Origin of the sequence: Methanosphaera sp. BMS (genome assembly GCF_003268005.1) — an archaeon.
GTDB lineage: Archaea > Methanobacteriota > Methanobacteria > Methanobacteriales > Methanobacteriaceae > Methanosphaera.
This window is the reverse complement of sequence record NZ_CP014213.1, coordinates 2,635,123-2,657,693: the sequence shown is the minus strand read 5'-3', so window position 1 is coordinate 2,657,693 and position 22,571 is coordinate 2,635,123. Positions and strand designations below refer to the sequence as shown.

24 protein-coding genes are annotated in these 22,571 nt (G+C 32.7%); 13 read left to right on the top strand and 11 right to left on the bottom strand.

The window, feature by feature from the left end:
* Window positions 1-114: 114 nt before the first annotated feature.
* The 4 genes from AW729_RS10185 to AW729_RS10170 form a co-directional block, all read right to left on the bottom strand.
* Window positions 115-1,242, bottom strand: coding sequence for a Mov34/MPN/PAD-1 family protein (locus tag AW729_RS10185; RefSeq protein ID WP_112125016.1), 1,128 nt, complete (start codon window positions 1,240-1,242; stop codon window positions 115-117).
* A 44-nt stretch (window positions 1,243-1,286) separates the two neighbouring features.
* Window positions 1,287-2,015, bottom strand: coding sequence for a tRNA(His) guanylyltransferase Thg1 family protein (locus tag AW729_RS10180; RefSeq protein WP_162685893.1), 729 nt, complete (start codon window positions 2,013-2,015; stop codon window positions 1,287-1,289).
* Between the two features lie 80 nt (window positions 2,016-2,095).
* Window positions 2,096-2,866 carry an aspartate dehydrogenase gene (locus AW729_RS10175; protein ID WP_112125014.1) on the bottom strand — a complete coding sequence of 257 codons (771 nt, stop codon included), beginning with the start codon at window positions 2,864-2,866 and terminating at the stop codon, window positions 2,096-2,098.
* A 15-nt stretch (window positions 2,867-2,881) separates the two neighbouring features.
* Complete coding sequence (locus tag AW729_RS10170) at window positions 2,882-3,256, bottom strand: PRC-barrel domain-containing protein (RefSeq protein WP_112125013.1); 375 nt, start codon at window positions 3,254-3,256, stop codon at window positions 2,882-2,884.
* 299 nt (window positions 3,257-3,555) lie between these two features.
* Here AW729_RS10170 and AW729_RS10165 point away from each other — a divergent pair, with 299 nt between their 5' ends.
* Window positions 3,556-4,281 carry a tRNA-binding protein gene (locus AW729_RS10165; RefSeq protein ID WP_112125012.1) on the top strand — a complete coding sequence of 242 codons (726 nt, stop codon included), beginning with the start codon at window positions 3,556-3,558 and terminating at the stop codon, window positions 4,279-4,281.
* Window positions 4,282-4,339: 58 nt separating this feature from the next.
* Here the strand turns inward: AW729_RS10165 and AW729_RS10160 are convergent, their stop codons facing one another.
* The 3 genes from AW729_RS10160 to AW729_RS10150 all read right to left on the bottom strand — a co-directional run bounded on the left by AW729_RS10160 (window position 4,340) and on the right by AW729_RS10150 (window position 6,611).
* Window positions 4,340-4,534, bottom strand: coding sequence for a class III signal peptide-containing protein (locus AW729_RS10160; protein WP_112125011.1), 195 nt, complete (start codon window positions 4,532-4,534; stop codon window positions 4,340-4,342).
* Between the two features lie 11 nt (window positions 4,535-4,545).
* Window positions 4,546-5,466, bottom strand: coding sequence for a type II secretion system F family protein (locus AW729_RS10155; RefSeq protein WP_112125010.1), 921 nt, complete (start codon window positions 5,464-5,466; stop codon window positions 4,546-4,548).
* A 143-nt stretch (window positions 5,467-5,609) separates the two neighbouring features.
* Window positions 5,610-6,611, bottom strand: a complete 1,002-nt coding sequence (locus AW729_RS10150) for a Xaa-Pro peptidase family protein (RefSeq protein WP_112125009.1) — start codon at window positions 6,609-6,611, stop codon at window positions 5,610-5,612.
* Window positions 6,612-6,742: 131 nt separating this feature from the next.
* Here AW729_RS10150 and AW729_RS10145 point away from each other — a divergent pair, with 131 nt between their 5' ends.
* The 7 genes from AW729_RS10145 (at window position 6,743) to AW729_RS10115 (ending at window position 11,857) form a co-directional block, all read left to right on the top strand.
* Entirely contained in the window at window positions 6,743-7,366 is a 624-nt protein-coding gene (locus AW729_RS10145; RefSeq protein ID WP_112125008.1) for a site-2 protease family protein, read from the top strand.
* Between the two features lie 183 nt (window positions 7,367-7,549).
* Window positions 7,550-8,752, top strand: coding sequence for a YcaO-related McrA-glycine thioamidation protein (locus AW729_RS10140; RefSeq protein WP_112125007.1), 1,203 nt, complete (start codon window positions 7,550-7,552; stop codon window positions 8,750-8,752).
* A complete protein-coding gene (gene pth2 / locus AW729_RS10135; RefSeq protein ID WP_112125006.1) occupies window positions 8,749-9,087 on the top strand; it encodes an aminoacyl-tRNA hydrolase in 339 nt (112 codons plus the stop codon). Before AW729_RS10140 ends, pth2 begins: the two co-directional genes overlap by 4 nt.
* 9 nt (window positions 9,088-9,096) lie before the next feature.
* The gene (locus tag AW729_RS10130) at window positions 9,097-9,744 is read left to right on the top strand and encodes a delta 1-pyrroline-5-carboxylate synthetase (protein ID WP_112125005.1); all 648 of its coding nucleotides are present in this window, start codon (window positions 9,097-9,099) and stop codon (window positions 9,742-9,744) included.
* Window positions 9,745-9,750: 6 nt separating this feature from the next.
* The gene (locus AW729_RS10125; protein ID WP_112125004.1) at window positions 9,751-9,915 is read left to right on the top strand and encodes a zinc finger domain-containing protein; all 165 of its coding nucleotides are present in this window, start codon (window positions 9,751-9,753) and stop codon (window positions 9,913-9,915) included.
* Between the two features lie 52 nt (window positions 9,916-9,967).
* Window positions 9,968-10,234 carry an elongation factor 1-beta gene (locus AW729_RS10120; RefSeq protein ID WP_112125003.1) on the top strand — a complete coding sequence of 89 codons (267 nt, stop codon included), beginning with the start codon at window positions 9,968-9,970 and terminating at the stop codon, window positions 10,232-10,234.
* A gap of 381 nt (window positions 10,235-10,615) precedes the next feature.
* The gene (locus AW729_RS10115; RefSeq protein WP_112125002.1) at window positions 10,616-11,857 is read left to right on the top strand and encodes a tripartite tricarboxylate transporter permease; all 1,242 of its coding nucleotides are present in this window, start codon (window positions 10,616-10,618) and stop codon (window positions 11,855-11,857) included.
* Here AW729_RS10115 and AW729_RS10110 read toward each other — a convergent pair.
* The gene (locus tag AW729_RS10110; protein WP_112125001.1) at window positions 11,854-12,792 is read right to left on the bottom strand and encodes an RsmD family RNA methyltransferase; all 939 of its coding nucleotides are present in this window, start codon (window positions 12,790-12,792) and stop codon (window positions 11,854-11,856) included. The genes AW729_RS10115 and AW729_RS10110 overlap by 4 nt on opposite strands.
* A gap of 87 nt (window positions 12,793-12,879) precedes the next feature.
* On the opposite strand from AW729_RS10110, the gene AW729_RS10105 reads away from it, so the two are divergent.
* From AW729_RS10105 to AW729_RS11340, 5 genes are all read left to right on the top strand, one after another.
* A complete protein-coding gene (locus tag AW729_RS10105; protein WP_112125000.1) occupies window positions 12,880-14,226 on the top strand; it encodes a CpaF family protein in 1,347 nt (448 codons plus the stop codon).
* An 86-nt stretch (window positions 14,227-14,312) separates the two neighbouring features.
* The gene (locus AW729_RS10100) at window positions 14,313-15,107 is read left to right on the top strand and encodes a type II secretion system F family protein (protein ID WP_162685892.1); all 795 of its coding nucleotides are present in this window, start codon (window positions 14,313-14,315) and stop codon (window positions 15,105-15,107) included.
* 120 nt (window positions 15,108-15,227) lie between these two features.
* On the top strand, window positions 15,228-16,121 hold the full coding sequence (locus AW729_RS10095) for a 3'-5' exoribonuclease YhaM family protein (protein ID WP_112124998.1): 894 nt from the start codon (window positions 15,228-15,230) through the stop codon (window positions 16,119-16,121).
* A gap of 267 nt (window positions 16,122-16,388) precedes the next feature.
* On the top strand, window positions 16,389-17,492 hold the full coding sequence (locus AW729_RS10090; RefSeq protein WP_112124997.1) for an inositol-3-phosphate synthase: 1,104 nt from the start codon (window positions 16,389-16,391) through the stop codon (window positions 17,490-17,492).
* Between the two features lie 1,762 nt (window positions 17,493-19,254).
* Window positions 19,255-19,410 carry a hypothetical protein gene (locus tag AW729_RS11340; RefSeq protein WP_162685891.1) on the top strand — a complete coding sequence of 52 codons (156 nt, stop codon included), beginning with the start codon at window positions 19,255-19,257 and terminating at the stop codon, window positions 19,408-19,410.
* 110 nt (window positions 19,411-19,520) lie between these two features.
* On the opposite strand, the gene AW729_RS10085 is transcribed toward AW729_RS11340, so the two are convergent.
* From AW729_RS10085 to AW729_RS10075, 3 genes are all read right to left on the bottom strand, one after another.
* Window positions 19,521-19,874 (bottom strand): HEPN domain-containing protein, encoded by a 354-nt coding sequence (locus AW729_RS10085; protein WP_112124996.1) that lies wholly within the window; start codon window positions 19,872-19,874, stop codon window positions 19,521-19,523.
* A 4-nt stretch (window positions 19,875-19,878) separates the two neighbouring features.
* A complete protein-coding gene (locus AW729_RS10080) occupies window positions 19,879-20,184 on the bottom strand; it encodes a nucleotidyltransferase domain-containing protein (protein WP_112124995.1) in 306 nt (101 codons plus the stop codon).
* A 433-nt stretch (window positions 20,185-20,617) separates the two neighbouring features.
* Complete coding sequence (locus AW729_RS10075; RefSeq protein WP_112124994.1) at window positions 20,618-21,955, bottom strand: RNA-guided endonuclease TnpB family protein; 1,338 nt, start codon at window positions 21,953-21,955, stop codon at window positions 20,618-20,620.
* Window positions 21,956-22,571: the final 616 nt, after the last annotated feature.

The following is a 22,571-nucleotide window of genomic DNA, read 5'->3' as shown; positions in this document are numbered from 1 at the left end:
CAATAACATTTGATGATGATACAATTTCTTCAACGCCAATTGGCTAAAAAAAGATTGGAATATAATGCAGTCACGTCAAAAAAGTTTAAAGAAGGAGAAAAATTATTGGAAGAGTTATCCATTGTTTTTACGAAGACGTTCATTTTCTTCTTTTAATCTCTGAATATCTGCTTCCATTTGTTGTATTTCCTTATCTATTTCATCGGTTGATTTGCCATCAATGTTTTGAACTTCTTCCATTTTCGCAAGGTTTTCAGGGGATTTTTTAACACTGAGTAATATTTCATCAATATTATCCCCAGGTGTTCTGTCAGTTCTTACATCAACAATCAATTCATCACCTATTTCATATTCGGGTGGAAGAGGCAATACCTTTTCAATGACTTTGCCTCCGGCTTCTATTTGAAGATTGACTGTTTTTGGAACCTGTGGTTCTATGACTTCTGGATTTTTCACTTCTTTTTCTTCATTGTTTTTATTATTCATGTTTTCACCTATACTTTTTGAATTATCTTCAAGATTATCGTTTTGCTGTTTTTTACTTGATGTTGAGTTAATATAATACTTATCATCCGAATTATCTTTATTTGATATTTTATTTTGGCTATCATTTAACACTTTGGATTCATTGGTTATGGATTGGTTAACATCATTTGATGTTTCGGTTGTGTCCTGGCTTAATTCATTAGAATTATCATCACAAAGATTATTTTCTTCATGTTCTAGTCTTTCAAGTTCAGCCAATAATTCCTCATCAAATAACTCCTTATCAATATCCAATTCATCCCATCTTTTAAGTTCTATTTCATCACCCAAATCTGTAACGGTAAATGGCATCGGTTCACCGAATGCATCATATCCTGCAATGGTTAATTCATTATATGGCCTGCATATGATTATATGGAAATAACCGTTTTTTCCAAAAAATATTTTATCAGCATTTGATGGACGATTGCTTGGGCCAGGGTGACTATGAATTGAACCTACAGCATCTGTTGTCAATGGCATCATGAATACCTGCATTACTGCACTGTTTTCTGATGCTTCAAATGGCAGAAATATCAGACCTGTTATCTTAAGTATTTCATCCTTTATTTTACCGGATAATAAAGCAACATACTCCTTTGGATCAGCATTTTTTGCTATTTTTATTATCTCATCGATGACTCTTGTATCTATTTGAACTTCGTTAATTCTTTTATCGTTTCCTAATAGTTTTGCCAATGTTTTATTAAAATCCATATTTATTGCCTCAACTTATATTCAAAAAATAAGTAATTAATAGTTTATATATTGTTCGTACCATTAAATAAATCTAGTTGCATGTCAACTTTAATTTTATTTCTATATGATATTGTGGAGCTATTGTCCTTAGGATTGAACCCCCTGATTTCATACTTTTCTTTGTACACAGCTATTCCTCTTCTTTGCCATGCAGGTACATGGGCTATGTTGATGCCGTTTTCAAATAACAAATCATGAAGCTCCTTTTTATTGAGTTTATACAATATTTCAGCCGTCTGTCTTGGAGCATGTGTTTTATTCAATAATGCCTGGGCGTATGAATTAATACAATTTCTCCATGCTTCATCCTGACGCCATTTGAAGTAATTGTCAATATTTTGATGTGTCATTATTATTCTTGAGTCAAATGATGCCAGCATGTCTGATTGTACTGACTTTTCAAACAGTTGCTCATTCATATATAGATGTCTGTTAAATGATGAGGCAGCATAAGAAGCCATCACCGAATCTATCTTTTCTATTCTCCCATTGAATGGTATGTTGTCCATCAATATGTTTATTTCATCGGAGAAAGTGTATATGTATTTGGCGTTGAACTCCCTTATTAGATCCTTGGATATTCCTATGAATATATCCCTTAATCTTGTATCGAATGGTTTTTCCAATTCCAAATTTTTTGTATATCTGGAAAAATATCTTCCATCCAATCGGATGATTATGGGCATGTCTTCAACTACCTTTAAATTAGAAAAGATTTCATATGATTTCAAGTAAATCACCGAAAAAAGAGTGGTTTAGAAAAAAGTAAAATTGGGTGATAATGAATAAAATATCTTATGATATATTATGTCTATGAACCAATTTGTATTGTTTTATTTAATTTGTTTAAGAGACTGGCAGCAGAGTAAGCAGCCAGTGCACTTGTTTTTGGATTGTTTTTACTACTTACATTTGATGTGATGGTGGTTAATTCACCAAAACTACCTTTAAGATGAATTTCATGAGTATTGTTTTTAATTTTTGGGTCCGCAATGATTTTTACATCAACGTCAATACCTGATGCCAGACTTAATGTGGATGAAACGTTAATATTTTTAGGGAATAATTTAACTGCCTCTGATGCTTTTCCTTCAAAGAGTACCTTTTCATCCTCACCATCTAAGTGGACACCTAATGATACAGGTGGTTTACGTGTGGTTAGTGATACTTGGGTAATTTTCCCCATATTTGCAGCATTGACCGTGTCGATACCGGTTATGGCACCTGTCGGTAAATATATTTTACATTTATTTTCCTTAGCCAATTGTTGTATCCTGTCATGAAATTCTTTATCCATCAATGCACCCACACTCATTATAACAACATCCCTTTTATGTTCCAATATATAAGGAATGTTTGATATGACTGCCTGCTGGGATGCCGCCTCCATAATCAAATCAGATTTTTCTATTAAATCATCTATATCCGAGGCTACCTGTGCATCTATTCTTGATGCTAATTTTTGAGCATTTTCTGGACTTAAATCATAAAAACAGTGAAGATTTGCATCCAATTTACCCTTTTCTACAAAATCAACCAATGCTGATGCTATTGCTCCACAACCTATTATGCCTATTTTCATTAAAATACACCGAAATTACTTTTTAATGGTAGGTGCAGGCCTTTTAACTTGTTGTGATTTGACTTCTTTAGCTTTTAATTCATTTTGATACTGTGTTAATTTGTTTTGATCAACGATTATGATATCGCCTACTGCTGATACGAGTTCATATGGAATGTCGAGAGTACCTTCAGTACTTACTTCTTTCAAGTTTTCTTCTTCCTGTTCAAATCTCAGATTTTTTAACACATCTGCAAATCCTAGACTTGCCTTATTTTGAGTTAGAGCTTTTGTTTTGAAAAATGAGATTCTTCCTTTTTTAATATTCAGCACTACTTCACATATTTGACCTATGAATTTTCCTTCTGTGTTATAAACGTTTAAGTTGTAAAATGTTGATAAGTTTACCATAAATTATCACCGAATTATTTATTTTAAATGTAATTAATGAGATATAATCTATTACTGATTTTATTGGTTCAATATCCCCTAATTGAAACTTTTTATTTATAAAGTTCTATTACATATAATATATATTTTACATAATATATAATAATTACCTTGATATTTTCAATCCAAAAAAAGATAGACTTTAATTGAATTTCACTAACCAGAAAATAATATATGATTTAAATTAAAAATAATATACATAACAATGAAAAATAAGCGAATAAATATATTAAATTAAATGAACAATCAAGGACGATAATATGTGGGATACTAGTAAGGATTATAGATTAAAAGTAGCTGAAAAAGCCGTAGAGGATTTTATAAGAGTAGTTGAAGGTTCCAACCTCAGGGGTTCATGGAATAAGAAACAGGTAAGATTAATTGCTAAGAATATGAATCCGGATATTCAAACGTTATACTATTCATATGTTAGCCCACAAGAGTTAGCCAAAACTCCCCAGATGGAAAATCTATTAAAAAGCATGGATGAGATTATTGAAAATCTTGGTGGAGAGGATTATGCAAAGAAATTCCAGTCTGAATTAAACAGACAAGAACGTGAAAAACTTGATTTACCATTATCTAAAATGAAGTTCTTTTTCAATACAATAAGGGGCTTGCCGGATAGATTGATGTTGGGAGAAATAGATGATCCCGTAATTGGTGTGGATATTGTAGTGGGAGAACTTGTCAGTGTAAGCAAACATCAGAAAACCGATAATTTGATGGTATGTAATGTAAATCTGGGAAAACGTGCAATAACCGTCATAACCAATGATTTGACCGTTAAGGATAATGACCATGTAGCCGTCAGTCTACTTCCGCCATCAGAATTTATGGGAATTGCCAGTGAGGGAATGTTTTTAGGTGCGGGAGAAGGAATTCTTAAGGACGTTGAAGGAGAATTGGGAAGTCTTCCAAAACACATCGATGTTAATGCATTTAATGAAACAAGAAACCTGGTTGATGCATACATTAAAGATTAGAACCTCATCCTCCCCTCAATTTTTTCTTATAATATACGGTTAAATTGACATTTAACAATTAGACGTACTCATTTAAGCTGTCTATCTTATCAATCAGCTCATTCAACTCGGTATCATTTATTTGATTGGCCAAATCACTTAGATATTGCTGATAGATATGCATGGCAAATAATACTATTAGCATTAATCCTGCAATCAGTAATATAAACTCCGCCGATACCTGTGCTTTATTATCATAATAAAAATCAGACATTTATTTCACCATTAAATTCCCAATATCGTTCCAATTAGCATTTTTGAAAAATAAAATACAGCCATTGAAGAGGGCAGTATTATCACAATCCACTTTATACATTTTTTATAATTTGATTCCATTACAATTGCTATCAATATGCTGACCAATAACGAATGTATTATTATATAACCGTTGCTGGCTATTGGTATTACATCAATCAGAGAGTTTGTTTTTCCAACCGATTCCAAAAAGATTGTGTATATCTGTATTGTTGCAAAGGAAAATGGTGTGGCTATAATAGCAGAGACCAGTAGAAACATGACGGACATCATTACACTCGTTTTTTTATTCCTTTTTAATAGTTGTGTTTGCTTGATGTCATCAGCCATAACAATCAGTATTTCAGACAGATTTCCACCACTTTCCTTGGTGTTTATTATTATTTGAATTGCCTTGTTCAGATTATATGAATCACACCTATCTGCAATATCCATGAATGCATCATTGAATGTTTTTCCCATCCTGATTTCTATCAATGCCCTTTTGATTTCATCATTCAGGTATCCGTCCATATTTTTTGATATCTCATCAAAGGATGATTCAAGTGCCATACCTGCATTTAATAGTGATGCAACCTGTAACAGGTAATCGGGCAAGTCCTCTTCTATTGAATCTAATCGTTTTTGCTTTTTATATACCAGGTAGTTGATAAAAAGCATCACGGGCAATGTTGACAGTAGCACTATAAAGACCGATACTCCGAATATCAATGAGATAAAAAACAATAATAGAAAGACAATTAATGTAACCAATAGGATATATGTAAGAATATCTGTTATCTGGTGGTAAATTTTCAATTGGATTAATATATCCTGCATATACTCCAGGTCATCGTCGGATATTAATTTTCTTATTAATTCATTTGTTTTTTTAATAATTTCCATATACATAATGTTATTACTATTAATTATGACTGTTATTATTTAAATAATTTTCAACAATATGAAAAGAGTATATGATAATAATTAATATATTTGCATAATTATGAAACAATATCAAACAAATGATTGAAAAAAAGTTAAAAAAAAGAAGTTCATAACAGGAAGTCCAACTTCTTATCCAATGTAGTTAACTGCTTAGGATTCTTTTTAACAAGAATATCATCCTCTATTCGGACACCAAACTCCCCTGGAATATAAATACCAGGTTCTGCTGTGATAACCATATTCTCTTCAAGAACACCATTTGAATTCTTTGAAACATTAGGATTCTCATGAATGTCCAACCCGAATCCATGACCGGTACTGTGAATGAAGTATTCACCATAACCATACTCCGTTATAACATCCCTTGCAGCCTTATCAACCTCGGATATTTCAACACCGGGACAAATAGTTTTTATAGCCGCCGTCTGAGCTTCCAATACAATATTCCATATTTCCTCCTGACGTTCGCTGTCAATGAATGTTCTTGTTATATCAGAGCAGTAATGATCATACTTTGCTCCCCAATCAACAACGATAGGAGTTTCAACGCGATTCATTGACGTGACAGAATGAGGCATGCTTGAACGTTTACCTGATGCAACGATGGTATCAAATGCAGGTTTTATGGAGCCGTTGATTGTCATGTCAAACTCAAGCGTGGCAGCCGCATACTTTTCAGTACTTGTAAAGTCTATTTCCCCTATGGCATTTTCGGCTATCGCTATGGAATTTTTTATCTTGGTGATTTCCTCATCAGTCTTTGTCTTTCTTAAATCCTCGATTACACCCGAGACGCTTAAGTCATTCAAATTATCACTCAAATACTTTGCCATGGAAAACTCAAGTGACTCTTCAACGGCTATTTTACCCGTTAGTTCCTCTTTGATTTGGCTTAATTTCTTAACATCCCTTACTTCCACCTGTGATAGGTTTGAAGCATCCTCCTTGTCTATACTGTTTACGTATAATACTGGTTCATCAGTTATGATTAAATATGCGAAGCTTGATGGATAAAAATCGGATATATATTTGATGTTTTCTGGCTTATATACAAACATTGAATCTATGTTGTCTTCATTTAATTTTGTTATTAATTCGTTATTTTTCATAAGTAGTCACAGCCTATTTATTTTCCTATTAGAAATATGCTAATCATCATTAATACTTATTTAAACTAATAAATATATAAATATCCATATACAATAATATTAATGATAATAATAAACGGAGAGAAAATTAAATGAACAAATTTTCAAAGCAGGAAAAAATAGACTTATCCATATCCATCATTGTTCTTACATTGATTATTTCATTTATGTACAGTAGACCCAACATTACAGTGGATAAATTATTATTATTCATACCAATAGCATTTGTTACGGTAGGATTGGGTTTCGTATTGCATGAATTGGGCCATAAGTTTGTTGCACAGAAATATGGATTTTATGCAGAGTTTAGAAGATCAGACAAAGGACTTATGCTGGGAATAGTAACAGCCTTAATGGGCTTTTTATTCTTTGCACCCGGAGCCGTTATGATTGGTTCTCCCACCGGCATTATAAGCGAGGAGGAAAATGGTAAGATATCAATAGCAGGGCCTATTGTAAATATAATATTAGCGTTGATATTCTTAGGTATCCAAATATCAATTCAACCACTTGTCACACTTTCCAACATTGATATGATGGTTTATCTATATTTCTTATCAGTGATAGGATTTAACATCAACAGTTTCCTAGCATTGTTTAACCTACTTCCAATACCACCACTTGATGGTTCTAAGGTTATAAGTTGGAACCTACCGATATGGCTTATAAGTATTGTAATATCCGGATTATTAACACTATCTGCTTATATCCACTAAACCCCCCTTTAATTTTTTTAATTATTTTTTGTTCATGCACGTGAACAATAGGACATATATGAAAAATCATCACACCTTTTGACATCACAACCCGGTTGTCTAAAAAGTTTTATCAACAATCAACGATAAAGATAGTAATTAATAAACAAAAGAAAAAAATTAAAAAAATAGATATTGATTTATATGTTAAACGAGGCTCCAATTAAATATAAGAAATCAACACATCGGACCAATCTACCAGAAGAGACATTGGATAAAATATCGGATATCACAATGGATATAGGTCTTACAAGAACAAGCAAGATAACCCATCTTGACAGACTAAACATACCAGTCTATACATCCGTAAGGCCACTGGCAGAAGAAGGTGCAGTTAGCGTATACGCCGGCAAAGGTCCGACAGACATTCATGCAAAGGTATCCTCAATAATGGAAGCAATCGAAAGATATTCTGCCGAACAACAGGAAACGGATGAAAACATAATAAAAAGATATAATCCGGCTGATTGTATTGATCCTGAAGAATTGATTCTTCCGAAGGATTCTTATCATGATGAAGAGATTGAATGGACCAAGGCAACTTCCATAAAGACACAAAAGGAAGTGTATGTTCCATCAAATGCCGTTTATCATCCATATAATTCAAAGGGAGTGCATCATATACACTTATCAAATACAAATGGTCTGGCCTCGGGAAACGCATTGGAAGAAGCTATATTTCATGGACTGATGGAAGTGGTTGAAAGGGATGCCTGGAGCTTTTTTGAAGTATTCAAGGAGGATAAAGCCGAAATCAACTGTGAAAATACGGATAACGAATATATCCTGGAATTACTGGAGAAATTCGAAAACAATAATGTCTCCATAAAACTACTTGACTTGACTATAGAAAATCAGATACCTACAATAGCAGCAGTATCGGAGGATTTGACACTGAAAGATCCAGCATTATTAACGCTGGGTATTGGAACACACCTGGACCCGGATATAGCGGCAATAAGAGCAATAACAGAAGTGGCTCAAAGCAGGGCTACGCAGATACATGGAACACGTGAGGATACTACAAGAGCAAATCTGCTACGTCAAACGGGATATGAACGGATGAAAAGACTCAACAAACACTGGTTTAGAAAGTCCGAGAAGACAATCAACCTGGAGGACATACCCGACAGGTCATCAGATTCATTTAAAGAGGATATTGACATAACAATGAGATTACTTGAAAAATCGGGCATTACCGATGCATACTATGTAAACCTAACAAGGGACATAGATATCCCTGTTGTCCGTGTCATCATACCACAGATGGAAGTGTATAGCGTAGACACGTCACGAATAGGAAATAGATTGAAACAAAAAGATCCGATAATGGGAAGTTTAATATGAAACAAGTAATATTAATGAGAACTGATTTGAAGATGGGCAAGGGAAAAATTGCCGCACAAGCATGTCATGCCTGCCTGGCAGCATACAAGAAGGCTGACAAATTACGCATAAGAAAATGGGAATTAACCGGCCAGAAAAAGGTAGTCCTGAAAGTACCGTCCGAAAAAGATTTACTGGAGTTATATGGAAAAATCAAATTTGAAGGAATTCCATGTGCACTGATAACAGATGCCGGACATACACAGATAGAATCCAATACCAAGACATGTGTCGGTGTCGGCCCATACCCCGATGATAAACTTGATGAACTGACGGGACACTTAAAACTATTATAGATGATTTTAATGCTGACGGTAGTAAAAATTGGTGGCAGTTTATTTCCAGAGCATACCGATAGGCTATGCGAATACCTGGCCAAATCCAATGAAAAAATAGTGCTTATCAATGGCGGAGGGGACTTTGCAAATAAGCTAAGGGAATATAATGATGAATATGATTTTTCCGATGATGTTATGCATTGGAGTGCAATTAAATGTATGGACATTATTGGAGAGTTGATAGCCAGCAGAAATAAACACATTCAACCTATCACCAAACTAGAGGATATCAAAAAGGTTCATGATGACGGCAAGATACCTTTATTATTAAGTTTTGAAATATTGAAGAGTGAAGACCCGCTAAAACATTCATGGAACATAACATCCGATTCAATTGCATGTTACTTTGCACATAGACTAAATGCCAAACTATTAATATTAACAAATGTAGATGGTATATATAGAGGTAACATTTTCTCAAATGACAAAAATCTTATAAAAAGTATAAGTGCTAATGAACTATTAATTTTTGAAGAAACTTCTGTGGATAAATGCTTACCAAAATTATTAATTAAATATAATTTAGACTGTTTTGTGATGAATGGTATCTACCCAGAGAGAGTACTATGTCACTTAAATGGTTTTCATACAATAAATACACATATAAGGAGGTAAAACAGTATGGCAGAAAAAATGATTTGTACTTCTTGTAAACAAGAAATCTCACCAATCGATGAATATGTAAAATTCTACTGTCCTGAATGTGATGCAGACATATACAGATGTCCTAAATGCAGAACCTTTGGACATGAATACACATGTGAATGTGGATTTAAAGGACCTTAGATTAACTTTAAATGATAGAATAAAATAAAAAAAAATATATTAGGTGATATTAATGTCTGACGTAGCAGGAATATTAAAAGTAATGCCTGAAAGTCCGGATGTAGACTTAGAAGCATTAAAATCAAGCATCCAGGGTGCCGTAGGTGAAGAAGAATTTGAAAGAATTGAAGAAGAACCTATCGGATTTGGATTAGTAGCATTAAATGTGACTATTGTAGTGGATGATGGTGAAGGTGGAACTGAACCAGCAGAAAAAGCAATAGCAGATTTAGATGGCGTTGCTAGTGTAGAAGTTACTGATGTAAGAAGATTAATGTAAGTTCGAAAACTTATATTAAAGTCATTACGTCAAGAAATATACACTTGAAACACGACTAGTTTACTATAACTAGAAATCAAGAGGGTTATTACCTGAATAGCTCTCTTGTTAAACTACTTTTTTTATATTAATTAATTAAATTTTGAAAAAACAACTTATTTTCAGTACACAGTTTTTTTCGACAACCTTTTTCAATTAATTCATGAGAAATGCGAATATTATCCAAAAAGATGAATTGATAAGAGGATATGATGTTAAAAAAAATATGATATTACTCAAATAAATTTATAATTATTTAAACATATATGGCCATTTTTCTAAAATATTTTCAATAATAAAATATAAATATTACTTTTTGTATAAATAAGTATTAAGTATGTTATGATAGAAATTTTATTAGCAATCATCACAGGAATATTTTTTGGAATCTTAACTGGATTAACTCCCGGCCTACACGTAAATACTGTGGGCATAATCGTATTTTCATCATCAGATTTAATCTTAAACCATACTAGCAGCATAACACTATGCACATTCTTCGTGACAATTGCGGTTGTTCATGCAATGATTGAATTTATTCCTTCATTGATATTCGGATTGTCAACCGAGGATACCATCACAAGCGTTCAACCTGCCCATAGATTACTTTTTAAGGGTGAAGGTCATAAGGCAATAAGACTTGTAAGCTTTGGAGGTTTTTTGTCAATCATTATCCTAGTTATCCTGCTTCCTTTATTGTTTATGATTCTGCCAATTCTTTACGGCTTTCTAAAGGAATTCATTGCATATCTGTTAATCATTACCATGACGTTGATGATTTATTTTACAAATAAAAGCAACAGTCACAGGCTTTACAGCCTAGCAATCTTTTTGTTATCTGGAATATTGGGTTATTTTGTCCTGAATAGTAATTTAAGTGGCAATACAGCATTGCTATGCATATTATCTGCATTGTTCAGCATCAGCACATTATTGTATTCCATTACCAAAAAGTCACATCTTCCGCCACAAAGAAATGATAAAATCATCAACATCAACAATCGCCTTATAAAGTCAACATTTGCGGGCAGCATTTCGGGTTGTATTTTAGGCTTGCTTCCGGGTCTTGGTCCTGCTCAGGGCAGCATCATAGCACAGACATTGACTTTCAATAGAAATATCACTCCCGAGGATTTTCTTCTGACAAACAGTGGCGTTAACATATCGGATACGATCTTTTCATTGATAGCGATATATCTGATAGGAAATCCACGAAGTGCCGTTAGCATGTATGTAAGTTATATTTTAAGCAATTTGGAATTGGTGCATGTGATTTTTTTCATATTCATAGCATTGGTTAGCGTGTCGTTGTCATGCATCATTTCCATAAAATTAGGTGATTATGTTATCGAGAGGGTCAATAATGTAAATTATTATAATTTGAACATCGCTTTGGTTGTTCTGGTTACATTTATAGTGCTGGCATATTCTGTTGTTACAAATGCACCATTGATATATGTATTGATATGTTATGTTACAGGTACCGCGTTGGGTTTACTTCCCAATTATCTTGACATCAGCAAGAGTAATCTGATGGGTGTTTTGATAGTCCCATCAATCATCACGTATCTTGGACTGTTTTAGATTATGATTACATCTTTACAGATATTTTTTAGTTTGTCTTCATAATCGGCAGTATCGACGTTTGGGAATGCATCTATTAATCCTATGTCATATTTTGAATCAACCAGGTTTATCAAGTCATCAAGATTCTTATTGTATATTTCGTATTGATCAGGATTTATTTGATTTATTTCAAGGTTTAACTTCAGGTTATCTATGGCGTCCTTATATATGTCATTGAAGATTACCCGTTCGGCATTCCTTTTTAGTGCATATATTCCCAGTGTTCCCGGCCCGCACATTGCATCTATCACTCTTGGATTGTCATATTTTTCCAGTGCCTCTTTAACTTCAAGTATCTTCGGAGACTCAAGTTTCGGATATTCAATGTGAATCTTTGATTGCTGCTTGTATAGTATTATCTCTCCGGCATCAGTATTCTGAATGTCACATCTAATGTCGCATCCGGCCAGCAGTTCGTAGTTGTATACTTCATCTTTTTCGGTTATTTGTCCTACGGTATTGTTGATGTTGCCCTTCAATACCCCCTTTACTTCAGGAACTTCTTCTAAGATAATCTGTGCCGTTTTTTTATCGATGTTATCTATGAGGATAATCAGTGTGTTTTCTGAGAGGTATGGCTGTTTTTCAAGGTATACTCCTGGTGTTATCAGGGGCGTTCCGGTTTTCCGGATAGATGCCGAATCACTTTGCAGATTGTTGTCCATCAGTATTTTGAGTATGTGTGCCATCACGTAGTCTATGTTTCTTTTTTTGCAATTTGAACATAGTCCGTAGCGGGCATTTATCTTATCCGCTTTGACCTGTCTTGTTATGGGCAGTGATTTTTTTAGTTTTTTGGTGTTGCATTCATCGCAGGGAGCGTATAATCCATTCGTTTTTTTTAGCAGTTGTCTTTTATCAATTATACAACTTTTTTCACATTGACATTTCATGTTTTTATATTTATTTTTTCATGGTAATAAAAATAATAGTAATACTAATATATTATGAAAGTAATAATTATGTATGTGTAGTACATTATGAATCAAAACAACAACATAAAAACATACAAAACAAAAGAAAACATCAACTTAAGAAATGAACATGAAGAAGAATACACGTCAATCAAGGACAAAGTCATACAGCTTCAGGTAAACAATCCCGACATAACTATTGATGAAAGGCTTATTGCCCGGCTATCCAACAATGACAATCTTGACATTAAGCAGATACTAAGGAAGCTGAAACTGGATTCCGAGGGATATGGAAAGATCAATGACCTGTTAAAGGATGACAACCTGGAGGAGATAATGATTATCAACGATAAGAATCCAGTATATGTATACCATAGACGGGAAGGGATGATGATAACAAACATAACGTTAAACAACAATGAAATAAGACAGATTATAGAAAAAATAGCAAACCAGGTGCAAAGAAAGATAGATAAACAAACACCCCTATTGGATGCAAGACTGCCAGATGGAAGCAGGATAAATGCTACCATACCACCAATTACACCCGACGGTCCAACATTGACAATCAGGAAATTTAAAAAGACGCCCATTACAATCTTCGATTTGATAGAAACAAATACGATTTCAACACACCTGGCGGCATTTCTATGGATGATTATAGAGGGCATGAATACATACTCGTCAAATATCATAATTGCAGGTGGAACCGGTTCCGGCAAGACAACCACCCTTAACTGCCTATGTTCATTCATACCCCCCAATGAGCGGATCATAACAATAGAGGACACCATGGAATTGCAAATAAATCACAAGCACATAATAAGATGTGAAACAAGACCCCCCAATATAGAAGACAGGGGCGAAATCACCATGGACCTGCTTCTTAAAAACTCGTTAAGACAAAGGCCCGATAAGATAATAGTCGGTGAAGTCAGAGGCAAGGAAGCAAACACCCTATTTGGTGCATTGAATACGGGTCATTCAGGAATGGGAACGTTACATGCAAACAGTAGCCATGAAACAATAACCCGGCTAAACAATCCGCCAATGAATGTGCCGAAGATAATGATTAATTCGATAGATTTTATAATCATGCAAAAAAGACTTTACAACAATAAGAAAGGAAACATCCGACGAATAACGGAGGTTGTTGAGGTTACGGGAATGGAGTTGGACAATCTGCAGTTAAATAAAATCTACAACTACAACCCACAAAAGGACAGGATAGAGTTCATGGCAATATCATGCAATGTTCTAAACAGGATAGCGGAGATGAAGGGATTATCATACAAGGATGTGCTGGATGAAATCGATAATAGGCAAAGATACATAATTGAAGTTTTGGAAAAAAAGAATGAAGAGAATATAGATAACACGGAAGAAATTATCAACAAATACTATGACAACTAAAATAATTAAAGGTACACTCGATAAAAATTATGATCAGACATAACATTATAAAAATAGGAAAAGCTACAATTAAAATAAAAGAAAGAATGTTGAAGAGAAATTTCAACCACAGAAGAGGTAGTCAAAAAAACATCATAGAAAAGGAAAGTATTGAAAAAATACTCACAATAAACAAAAATGAAAAAAAAGAAGACAAAAGCAGATATGTCCTTCCAATCATACTACTTCTGATATCAATATACCTGCAAAACATATTGCTCATAGAACTCATCATAATAATAGCTATAACGCTGGCCATATACAAGTCATATCCACAAATAAAGGAAAAACAAAGACAAATCGAAGTGACAAAACAACTTCCCTATGCATTAAGACAGATATCAATCGAACTGCAGGCAGGAATAGGACTTTTTGATGCCATGAAAACGGTAGCTAGCAGTGACTACGGCAAATTATCCGATGAATTCAAGATAACCCTGGAAGAAATACGTTATGGAACCAACTACAATGAGGCATTTGACAACCTTGTAAAACGAAACGATACCCAGACAATGAAGAAAGCAGTAAATCAAATAAAAAGAACATTGAATAGTGGAGGAAACCTCTCCAAGACATTAAATAGCCTAGCCAATGAAAACAATGAAAACATGAAGATAAAATATAAGGAATACTCAGAAAAACTAAATTCAATAATGCTGATATACATGTTCGTAGCCGTACTGATACCGGTCATATTGTTTATCATGATCATAGCCGCAACCACAGTGACAGGACCCATCATCGACGGAAAGCTACTGATAATATTATATTTATTCTTCTTCCCACTGGTAGTATCATTCATGATACTGATAATCAAGAAAATGGAACCGACAACACTTTAAAATAAAAGAATACGAACCATACAAGAAATTTCCCTTCGAAGCATCAGACAATCATAACATTAAAAAAAGATAATAATCAACGATTATAAAAAAAGTACTATAGAACAAAAAGGCAAAAATATGGTAAAAAAAGAAGCGGATTATATAAATAAATTTAATCAATCAAGAGACATAATCTCCCAATTTCTAATAACGACAAAGGAAATAAAAAAGGACAAGAACAACAAGCCCTATGTTGAATTCACATTACAGGACAAAACAGGAAGCATTAAAGCAAGAATGTTTACAAACAACTGTAAAAAAAGATATGACAACATAAGCGTAAACAATGTATATAACATTGTTGGAAAAATACGTGAATTTCCCGTAGGCAGCAATAAATTCAACATATTAATAGATGACATTAGGGATTCCAAGAAATATAACATGGATGAATTTAAAAGAACAGCCCATAAACTGGACAAACATATAGAGTACTTCTTCAACATACAAAAGGAAATAAAAAACAAGGACATGGTAAAACTCTTATCAAGCATATTTACCGATGAAATATTGAGAGAGAAATTCATTAACGCACCGGCGGCCAAAATACATCATCACAACTATAAAGGCGGACTGATTGTACATACCAACGAAGTAATATCAATATGCTTAAATCTATGCCAGGTCTATGAGAAACTTGATAAGGATTTATTAATTACTGCCGCAATCCTTCATGATATAGGAAAAATAGAAACCTATGATTTGGATGAAAACAATCTGATAACAATAAACAGGAAAGGAAAACTCTTGGATCATATTTATATAGGAGCCAACATGGTAGAACAGCAATGTGAACGACTGGACATCAATGAAGAAGTGAAAACGAAACTGGTACATATGATTTTAAGCCACCACGGACAAAAGGAATTGGGATGGGGTTCAACGGTAGACCCATTAATACCTGAAGCCCTTGCATTACATCATGCAGATGACATCAGTGCCAAACTTACAAAATCACTGGATAACCAGTAGGGGTATGCCAAAAGCATCAATATAATGATATATACAGTCTAAAAAAAAGTATTTAAATCATATAACCCAAAATCATCAACTCACTTTAAAGGTTAAAACTTTGCAAAAATTATTATATTAAAAAAACCAAACCTATTAATAATATTGATTATATTATAAAAATGATTCAAGGCAATAATTATAATACCAAATTATACAAAAAAATTAAAAGAAGTTTATCATATAATATAATGACAAGCGTATAACAATAAATATACAGGTGGAAAAATGGAAAAAATTAAAATTGCAATAGTAGGATTAGGTAATTGTGCAAGTTCCTTAATTCAAGGAATATACTACTACGAAGATAAGAATGAAGAAGATGTGGAAGGATTAATGCACTGGACAATAGACGGATACAAACCGTCAGATATTGAAGTCGTAGCTGCAATAGATATCGATGAACGAAAAGTTGGAAAGGACGTAAGCCAAGCAATGTTTGAAAAACCAAATTGTACCACAGTATTCTGCGATGACATTCCAGAAATGGGCGTTACTGTTTCAATGGGTAAAGTATTGGATGGTGTAGCACCACATATGAAAAACTACAAAGCTGACTCCACATTCGTAGTCTCCAAGGAAGCTGAAAAAACACAAGAGGAAATAGTGGAATTACTAAAACAAAGCGGTGCCGAAATACTTGTAAACTACTTGCCAGTAGGATCTGAAGAAGCCGGTAAATTCTATGCAGACTGTGCATTGGATGCGGGCATTGCATTTATCAACTGCGTACCGATATTCATTGTAAGCGACCCTGATTATGAAGAAAAATTCAGAGAAAAAGGAATTCCATGTATCGGTGATGACATAAAAGCACAAATCGGAGCAACCATTACTCACAGAACACTTGCAAGCCTATTTAGAGACAGGGGCGTAAGACTAGAACGTACATACCAATTAAATACAGGTGGAAATACAGACTTCCTGAACATGCTAAACCATGACAGATTAGCATCAAAAAGAGAATCAAAAACGGAAGCAGTACAATCCGTATTAGCACACAGACTTGATGATGATGACATCCATATCGGTCCTAGTGACTATGTTCCATTCCAAAAGGATAACAAACTATGTTTCTTACGTATGGAAGGTAAAACCTTTGGTGATGTCCCAATGAACATAGAATTAAGACTCAGTGTTGAAGACAGCCCAAACAGTGCAGGATGTGTAATCGACGCCATCAGATGCTGTAAATTAGCATTAAAACGTGGTACCAGTGGAGCGTTAACATCCATTTCATCATACATTATGAAACACCCACCAATTCAATATCCTGATGATGAAGCACATGACAACGTTGAGAAATTTATTAATGGCCAACTAGACCATTAACTACCTAACCACCTAATCCTTATTTTTTATTTTTAAAAAAAATATTTGCTTGTTCTTTTAAGTTCCTGGATACGTATTTTAACTATCCTTTAGTGTGTGAAGTTAGCATATATTATGAGTGAAATCCATTGTAACTTCCGTATCATCTGAGCCCAATTGAATCTTTGACACATATACAAGCAGGTAATTGTTTACATGAACACATTTTAATATATTGTACACACAATCAGCATTGTTCCCACAAAAAATATACATACCCATCTTTTGAACCCACAAAACCAAAATGTTCCCACAAAAAACAGTATCCCCTTAAATTTTGTACCTCCAATACACAATTGTACCTACAATAAATCATCAATTTATTAATATTTAAGTCACCTATTCTTCAAGTTACAAACCAACCTGATTAACATACAATACAGGGTACACAATTCCAAAACGTACCCACAAAAAACAGCATCCTATTAAATTTTGTACCCACAATACACAATTGTTCTCACAATAAAACATCAATTTATTAATATTCAAGTCACCTATTCTTCAAGTTACACACCAACCTGACTAACATACAATACATAGGCACACAATTCCAAAACGTACCCACAAAAAACAGCATCCTATTAAATTTTGTACCCACAATACACAATTGTTCTCACAATAAAACATCAATTTATTAATATTCAAGTCACCTATTCTTCAAGTTACACACCAACCTGATTAACATACAATACAGGGTACACAATTCCAAAACGTACCCACAAAAATAAACATACACACCTTACTTTGAACCCACAAAACTAAAACGTACCCACAAAAAACAGCATCCAATCAAATATTGTACCCCCAATACATAATTGTACCCTCCAAACAATTCAATCAAATAATGAATATTCAAATCACTCATTTTAAAGTTACCAACAAACACGATAAACAAATAAACACATATGTACACAAAACCAAAACGTACCCACAAAAAGTAGTATTTAATTAAATCTTGTACCCCAATACACAATTATTCCCACAAAACATCAATTTATTAATATTTAAGTCACCTACTCTTCAATTAACACACAAACCCTATTAACATACAATACATATGTACACAAAACCAAAACGTTCCCACAATTAATGTAAACCATGAAATGACATACTAATTATACACCAATTCCATTTTTCAAAATATAAAACATAATTAACCAGACAATAAAAAGAATATAAATTAATGTAACAATATTATTTTTTTATTAATGGAATAATATCCACATGTTAGTCATTATTAATCATATAAAACTTGATAATGATCTGTTGGATGGGGATTATGGAATAATGTGTTGGACTCAGGGCCAGATATGCTTTTTTTGATGACTTTTATATTTTATTTTGCTATACATACATATAACGAAGTAAAACTCAAACAATCACCCCCCAACTAAAAACACCAACATGGTAAAAAACAAGAAAAAACACCGACAAAATAACCAGAATCATCAAGACAACAGTAAAAATAAACAGAAAAACTATGGCAACACCAAGACTAAAAAACGGAACAACAAATATGCATTATAAACTACCACTACTAAAAACCAACCGTAAACACAACATAACAGTGTATACGGAAACAAAAACTACAAACGACTAGACGCAAATAAACAATTCAACATCAAACGAATAAACACCACCATAACACTAAAAGACACGAGAATAAAAAAAAGGAAAAACACTACACATAAAAACACTAATCAAAGACGCACACAATGAAACAATGAAAAGAAACGACACTATATCCATAAAACTAAACCAAAAAACAATACCAAACACACAACTAAAAAACGGACCGCTAGACATCAAACTGCCAACAAAAACATACAAAGCCCGAACATACCAACTAACCATAAAACTAGGAGACAACCATTTATAACGGATTTACAAAAAACATGAACTTAACAATCACATACAGTTAACTTAAAACAAGAAAAAAATGGATAAAATAAGTAGAAAAGAATTGAATAAAATTGATTAAGCAATGAACTAAACCCTACTTTCGACTTCTTCAATAAATTCTTCAGCCTCAGAAATTAATTCTTCAGCCAGTTCTCTTGAAAAAACAGCCGAAAAATCATAACTAGCCTTATTTCGTAAACCCCTAGCATCATAAAGATAACCATAAGATTTTCTACTGAATTTTCCATTTTTAACACATTTAGATAATAATCGTAAAACACCATCATGTGATTTAATAAAGCCATCATAATCATGAAATAACGCCATTGCTGATGAATGCATAGCAAAATAAGACATGGTAATAGAATCCCTATATTGATCTTTTTCAAATAACAATTTACTAGAAGTTAAATTTTCTCTACCCACATTAAGAGCTTCCAAAACATCATCCTAGAATAACACCCTCCTTAAGAACATTTGATAAAAACCTTAAATCCTTAGTCTTATTAAAATGTTTTTCAGTCATCAAATGAGGAGAAATAATCTCACCACAATCAAGACTCACATCAACAACTAAATCATTAACCTTATATCTTAAATCATCTGCATTATCTGAAACAATTAAAATATCAATATCAGACTCTGAATTATCTTCTCCACGAGCAACAGAACCATATAACATTATTAATTTAATATCATCAGATTTTATTTTCTTTGCAAAATCATTTGCTAATTCAAGTCGATTAAGCAATTTAATACCCCAATTACAATGTATAATTTAATATTTAAACTCAAAATAAGAATATCCTCAGAAATCATTTCATAATAATTTAGTATACTCTTCATCATATTTAACCATATCAATCGAGACTTGGCCAAAAGTATTTTAAAACAAAAAAAAAGTATTACTCATATAAGTCAAGAAGAAAAAAAAACTTCCATAAACATATATTTTATAATACAACCATTTTTTCACCTTAAAGCAAGTAAACAATAAACAGTACAACCTTTCTTTCTTTTATTATAAAAGATTTAAAACCCAGAAATAATCATACTGCATGGAATACTCTCTTTTGCCTTTGTTCAAATCAAATAACGACAAACATATGATAATAACAATAATGGACAATAAGGGATAAACATTTTTTTTTATACCGCACATATTATATATCTGGATGTCTTGGTTATAATTTGATTTTACTTGGAGTAGTCTGGACCCACTTACACAATAGCTCAAAATTGAACCTATGCTTACATTTTCTTATAATATTGGCTGCAGCGTTTACATCTGCGTTAATAATTTTTCCATTTTGTGTTTCGTATAATCCACGTTGGACTCTATTGCCCTTAAATTCATATTTAACTTTATCTTCCTTCTTTTTATCCCCCTTATTTTCAGCGTCTTTTTTTTCTTGGTATTCTGGTAGTATATCTTCATCTAGGAAGCTACTTTGGCTTGTGTATGATTCTTCCTGTATTATAAAGTCTATTTCGTGTATTTGGCATCGTGTTTCTAGTTTTTGTTTGAATTGTTTGAATGCTATGTGTGAAAATATTTGGTTTTGTTTTTTTCCCATATTGGTCTTGTGCTGGAAATTATTGTTGTATCCAAGCACAATTGTACCTACATCTTGTTCTTTACATCTTTCTATGATGAAGTTTACTGTTTGGTTGAGGAAGTTGTCTTGTATGTTTTTGAATTTTTGGTTTATTTTTCGGATTCTATTGGATGTTTTACGTCCTTGTTTATCAAGAATTGATCTGTAGTGAGCTGTTTTCTTACATTTGAAGTATATTTGATTTTTTAATTTTCTCCCGTCCACAATACATGGAGGCCCTTCGGTTGTAACAATTGTTGCAAAATTATTTACACCAGGATCAATACCCATAAATTTATCCTTATCCAAATCCAACGGCTCTTTTTCAGCTTCATAAGTGAAATTTGCCTTAAACATCTTTCCATTATTTATAGGAATAATTTCCACTTGAATAATCTTTTTATCTCGTATATTTCCAGGAATTTTTATTCTAGGTCTACAATTCTTTGATTCCAACACTTTCTTATACTCCCTACTTAATGGCAATTCTATAAAACCCTCCCTTAGCTTCTTTTTAGAAGAAGTAATAGATTCTTTCGGAATTATAATATTATGTAATCGATAATTCTCATGTTTTTTAGGCGGATTAACCTTTCGATCATATTCACCATCAATTTTTTTATTTTTCAACTCAACATAGCCATTAAATGATTCAACATGCTTTTTTATAGCAGCATTAGCTAAATGAGCCTGAAGAAAAGAATATTCCATCTTAAATTCCTCTTTGACCTTGCTAATTATTGATTTAAAATTTATTTTCTTAAAATGCTTTTTATCAGTAGATTTAACAAATGGCGTCTTTTCCACCGCACAATTTCTCAAAGAGTTAAGTTTCAAGGAAATATCCACCAAAACAGTATATTGTTTCATGGTAAGACCACGAATAAGAATACTTTGAGTTAATAAAACACAATCATCTGACATAATCTCTCTTAGTTCACCTCCCCTATAATCACTGAATAAACATAATCACATAATATCTAACAATTAAATGTTTAATGATAAACATTCATAACACTCTCATATTAATAATGATATAACATATTACATAATTATATTATTATATTATTCATAGATACTATATAAATAAAATGCGAGCATCTGATAAGTATTCAAAGGGGAGTCATGATAAGAAGTATTAATAATATAATTATTTTAAATATTAACTAAAACAGATACTAATAAATTAGTAAGTTTATAAAAGTATTACTTAAGAGTGAAAAAACGGGAGTGTCCGAAATCCAGTCCAACAAAACAAACTTCTTTTCAAATATAGATAAAAAATAAAACTTTTTTTTATTAATCATTAATTTAATAATAATTTTTCATTAAACTATCTAATAATTCATGTATATAGGTTAATTTAAATTGTATGAATATTTTATTTAATTAATAGAGTTTAATGGATACTTTTTTTTAGTTTATTTGGTATATATGTGGTTGTTTATATTTGTGGTTATTTGTATGTTGTTATTTTTAAAAATAGGATTATAAAATAAGTTTAAATAAGTGTAGGGAGTTATATATTATTATGTACACG

Bases quoted from the DNA above. Each gene is read 5' to 3' on its own strand.
- AW729_RS10075 (WP_112124994.1), bottom strand. From the start codon at position 21,955: ATGTCAGATGATTGTGTTTTATTAACTCAAAGTATTCTTATTCGTGGT.
- AW729_RS10165 (WP_112125012.1), top strand. From the start codon at position 3,556: ATGTGGGATACTAGTAAGGATTATAGATTAAAAGTAGCTGAAAAAGCC.
- AW729_RS10160 (WP_112125011.1), bottom strand. From the start codon at position 4,534: ATGTCTGATTTTTATTATGATAATAAAGCACAGGTATCGGCGGAGTTT.
- AW729_RS10175 (WP_112125014.1), bottom strand. From the start codon at position 2,866: ATGAAAATAGGCATAATAGGTTGTGGAGCAATAGCATCAGCATTGGTT.
- AW729_RS10120 (WP_112125003.1), top strand. From the start codon at position 9,968: ATGTCTGACGTAGCAGGAATATTAAAAGTAATGCCTGAAAGTCCGGAT.
- AW729_RS10110 (WP_112125001.1), bottom strand. From the start codon at position 12,792: ATGAAATGTCAATGTGAAAAAAGTTGTATAATTGATAAAAGACAACTG.
- AW729_RS10140 (WP_112125007.1), top strand. From the start codon at position 7,550: ATGTTAAACGAGGCTCCAATTAAATATAAGAAATCAACACATCGGACC.
- AW729_RS10105 (WP_112125000.1), top strand. From the start codon at position 12,880: ATGAATCAAAACAACAACATAAAAACATACAAAACAAAAGAAAACATC.
- pth2 (WP_112125006.1), top strand. From the start codon at position 8,749: ATGAAACAAGTAATATTAATGAGAACTGATTTGAAGATGGGCAAGGGA.
- AW729_RS10095 (WP_112124998.1), top strand. From the start codon at position 15,228: ATGGTAAAAAAAGAAGCGGATTATATAAATAAATTTAATCAATCAAGA.
- AW729_RS10115 (WP_112125002.1), top strand. From the start codon at position 10,616: ATGATAGAAATTTTATTAGCAATCATCACAGGAATATTTTTTGGAATC.
- AW729_RS10125 (WP_112125004.1), top strand. From the start codon at position 9,751: ATGGCAGAAAAAATGATTTGTACTTCTTGTAAACAAGAAATCTCACCA.
- AW729_RS10155 (WP_112125010.1), bottom strand. From the start codon at position 5,466: ATGTATATGGAAATTATTAAAAAAACAAATGAATTAATAAGAAAATTA.
- AW729_RS10185 (WP_112125016.1), bottom strand. From the start codon at position 1,242: ATGGATTTTAATAAAACATTGGCAAAACTATTAGGAAACGATAAAAGA.
- AW729_RS10090 (WP_112124997.1), top strand. From the start codon at position 16,389: ATGGAAAAAATTAAAATTGCAATAGTAGGATTAGGTAATTGTGCAAGT.
- AW729_RS10100 (WP_162685892.1), top strand. From the start codon at position 14,313: ATGTTGAAGAGAAATTTCAACCACAGAAGAGGTAGTCAAAAAAACATC.
- AW729_RS10145 (WP_112125008.1), top strand. From the start codon at position 6,743: ATGAACAAATTTTCAAAGCAGGAAAAAATAGACTTATCCATATCCATC.
- AW729_RS10150 (WP_112125009.1), bottom strand. From the start codon at position 6,611: ATGAAAAATAACGAATTAATAACAAAATTAAATGAAGACAACATAGAT.
- AW729_RS10130 (WP_112125005.1), top strand. From the start codon at position 9,097: ATGCTGACGGTAGTAAAAATTGGTGGCAGTTTATTTCCAGAGCATACC.
- AW729_RS10170 (WP_112125013.1), bottom strand. From the start codon at position 3,256: ATGGTAAACTTATCAACATTTTACAACTTAAACGTTTATAACACAGAA.
- AW729_RS11340 (WP_162685891.1), top strand. From the start codon at position 19,255: ATGAAAAGAAACGACACTATATCCATAAAACTAAACCAAAAAACAATA.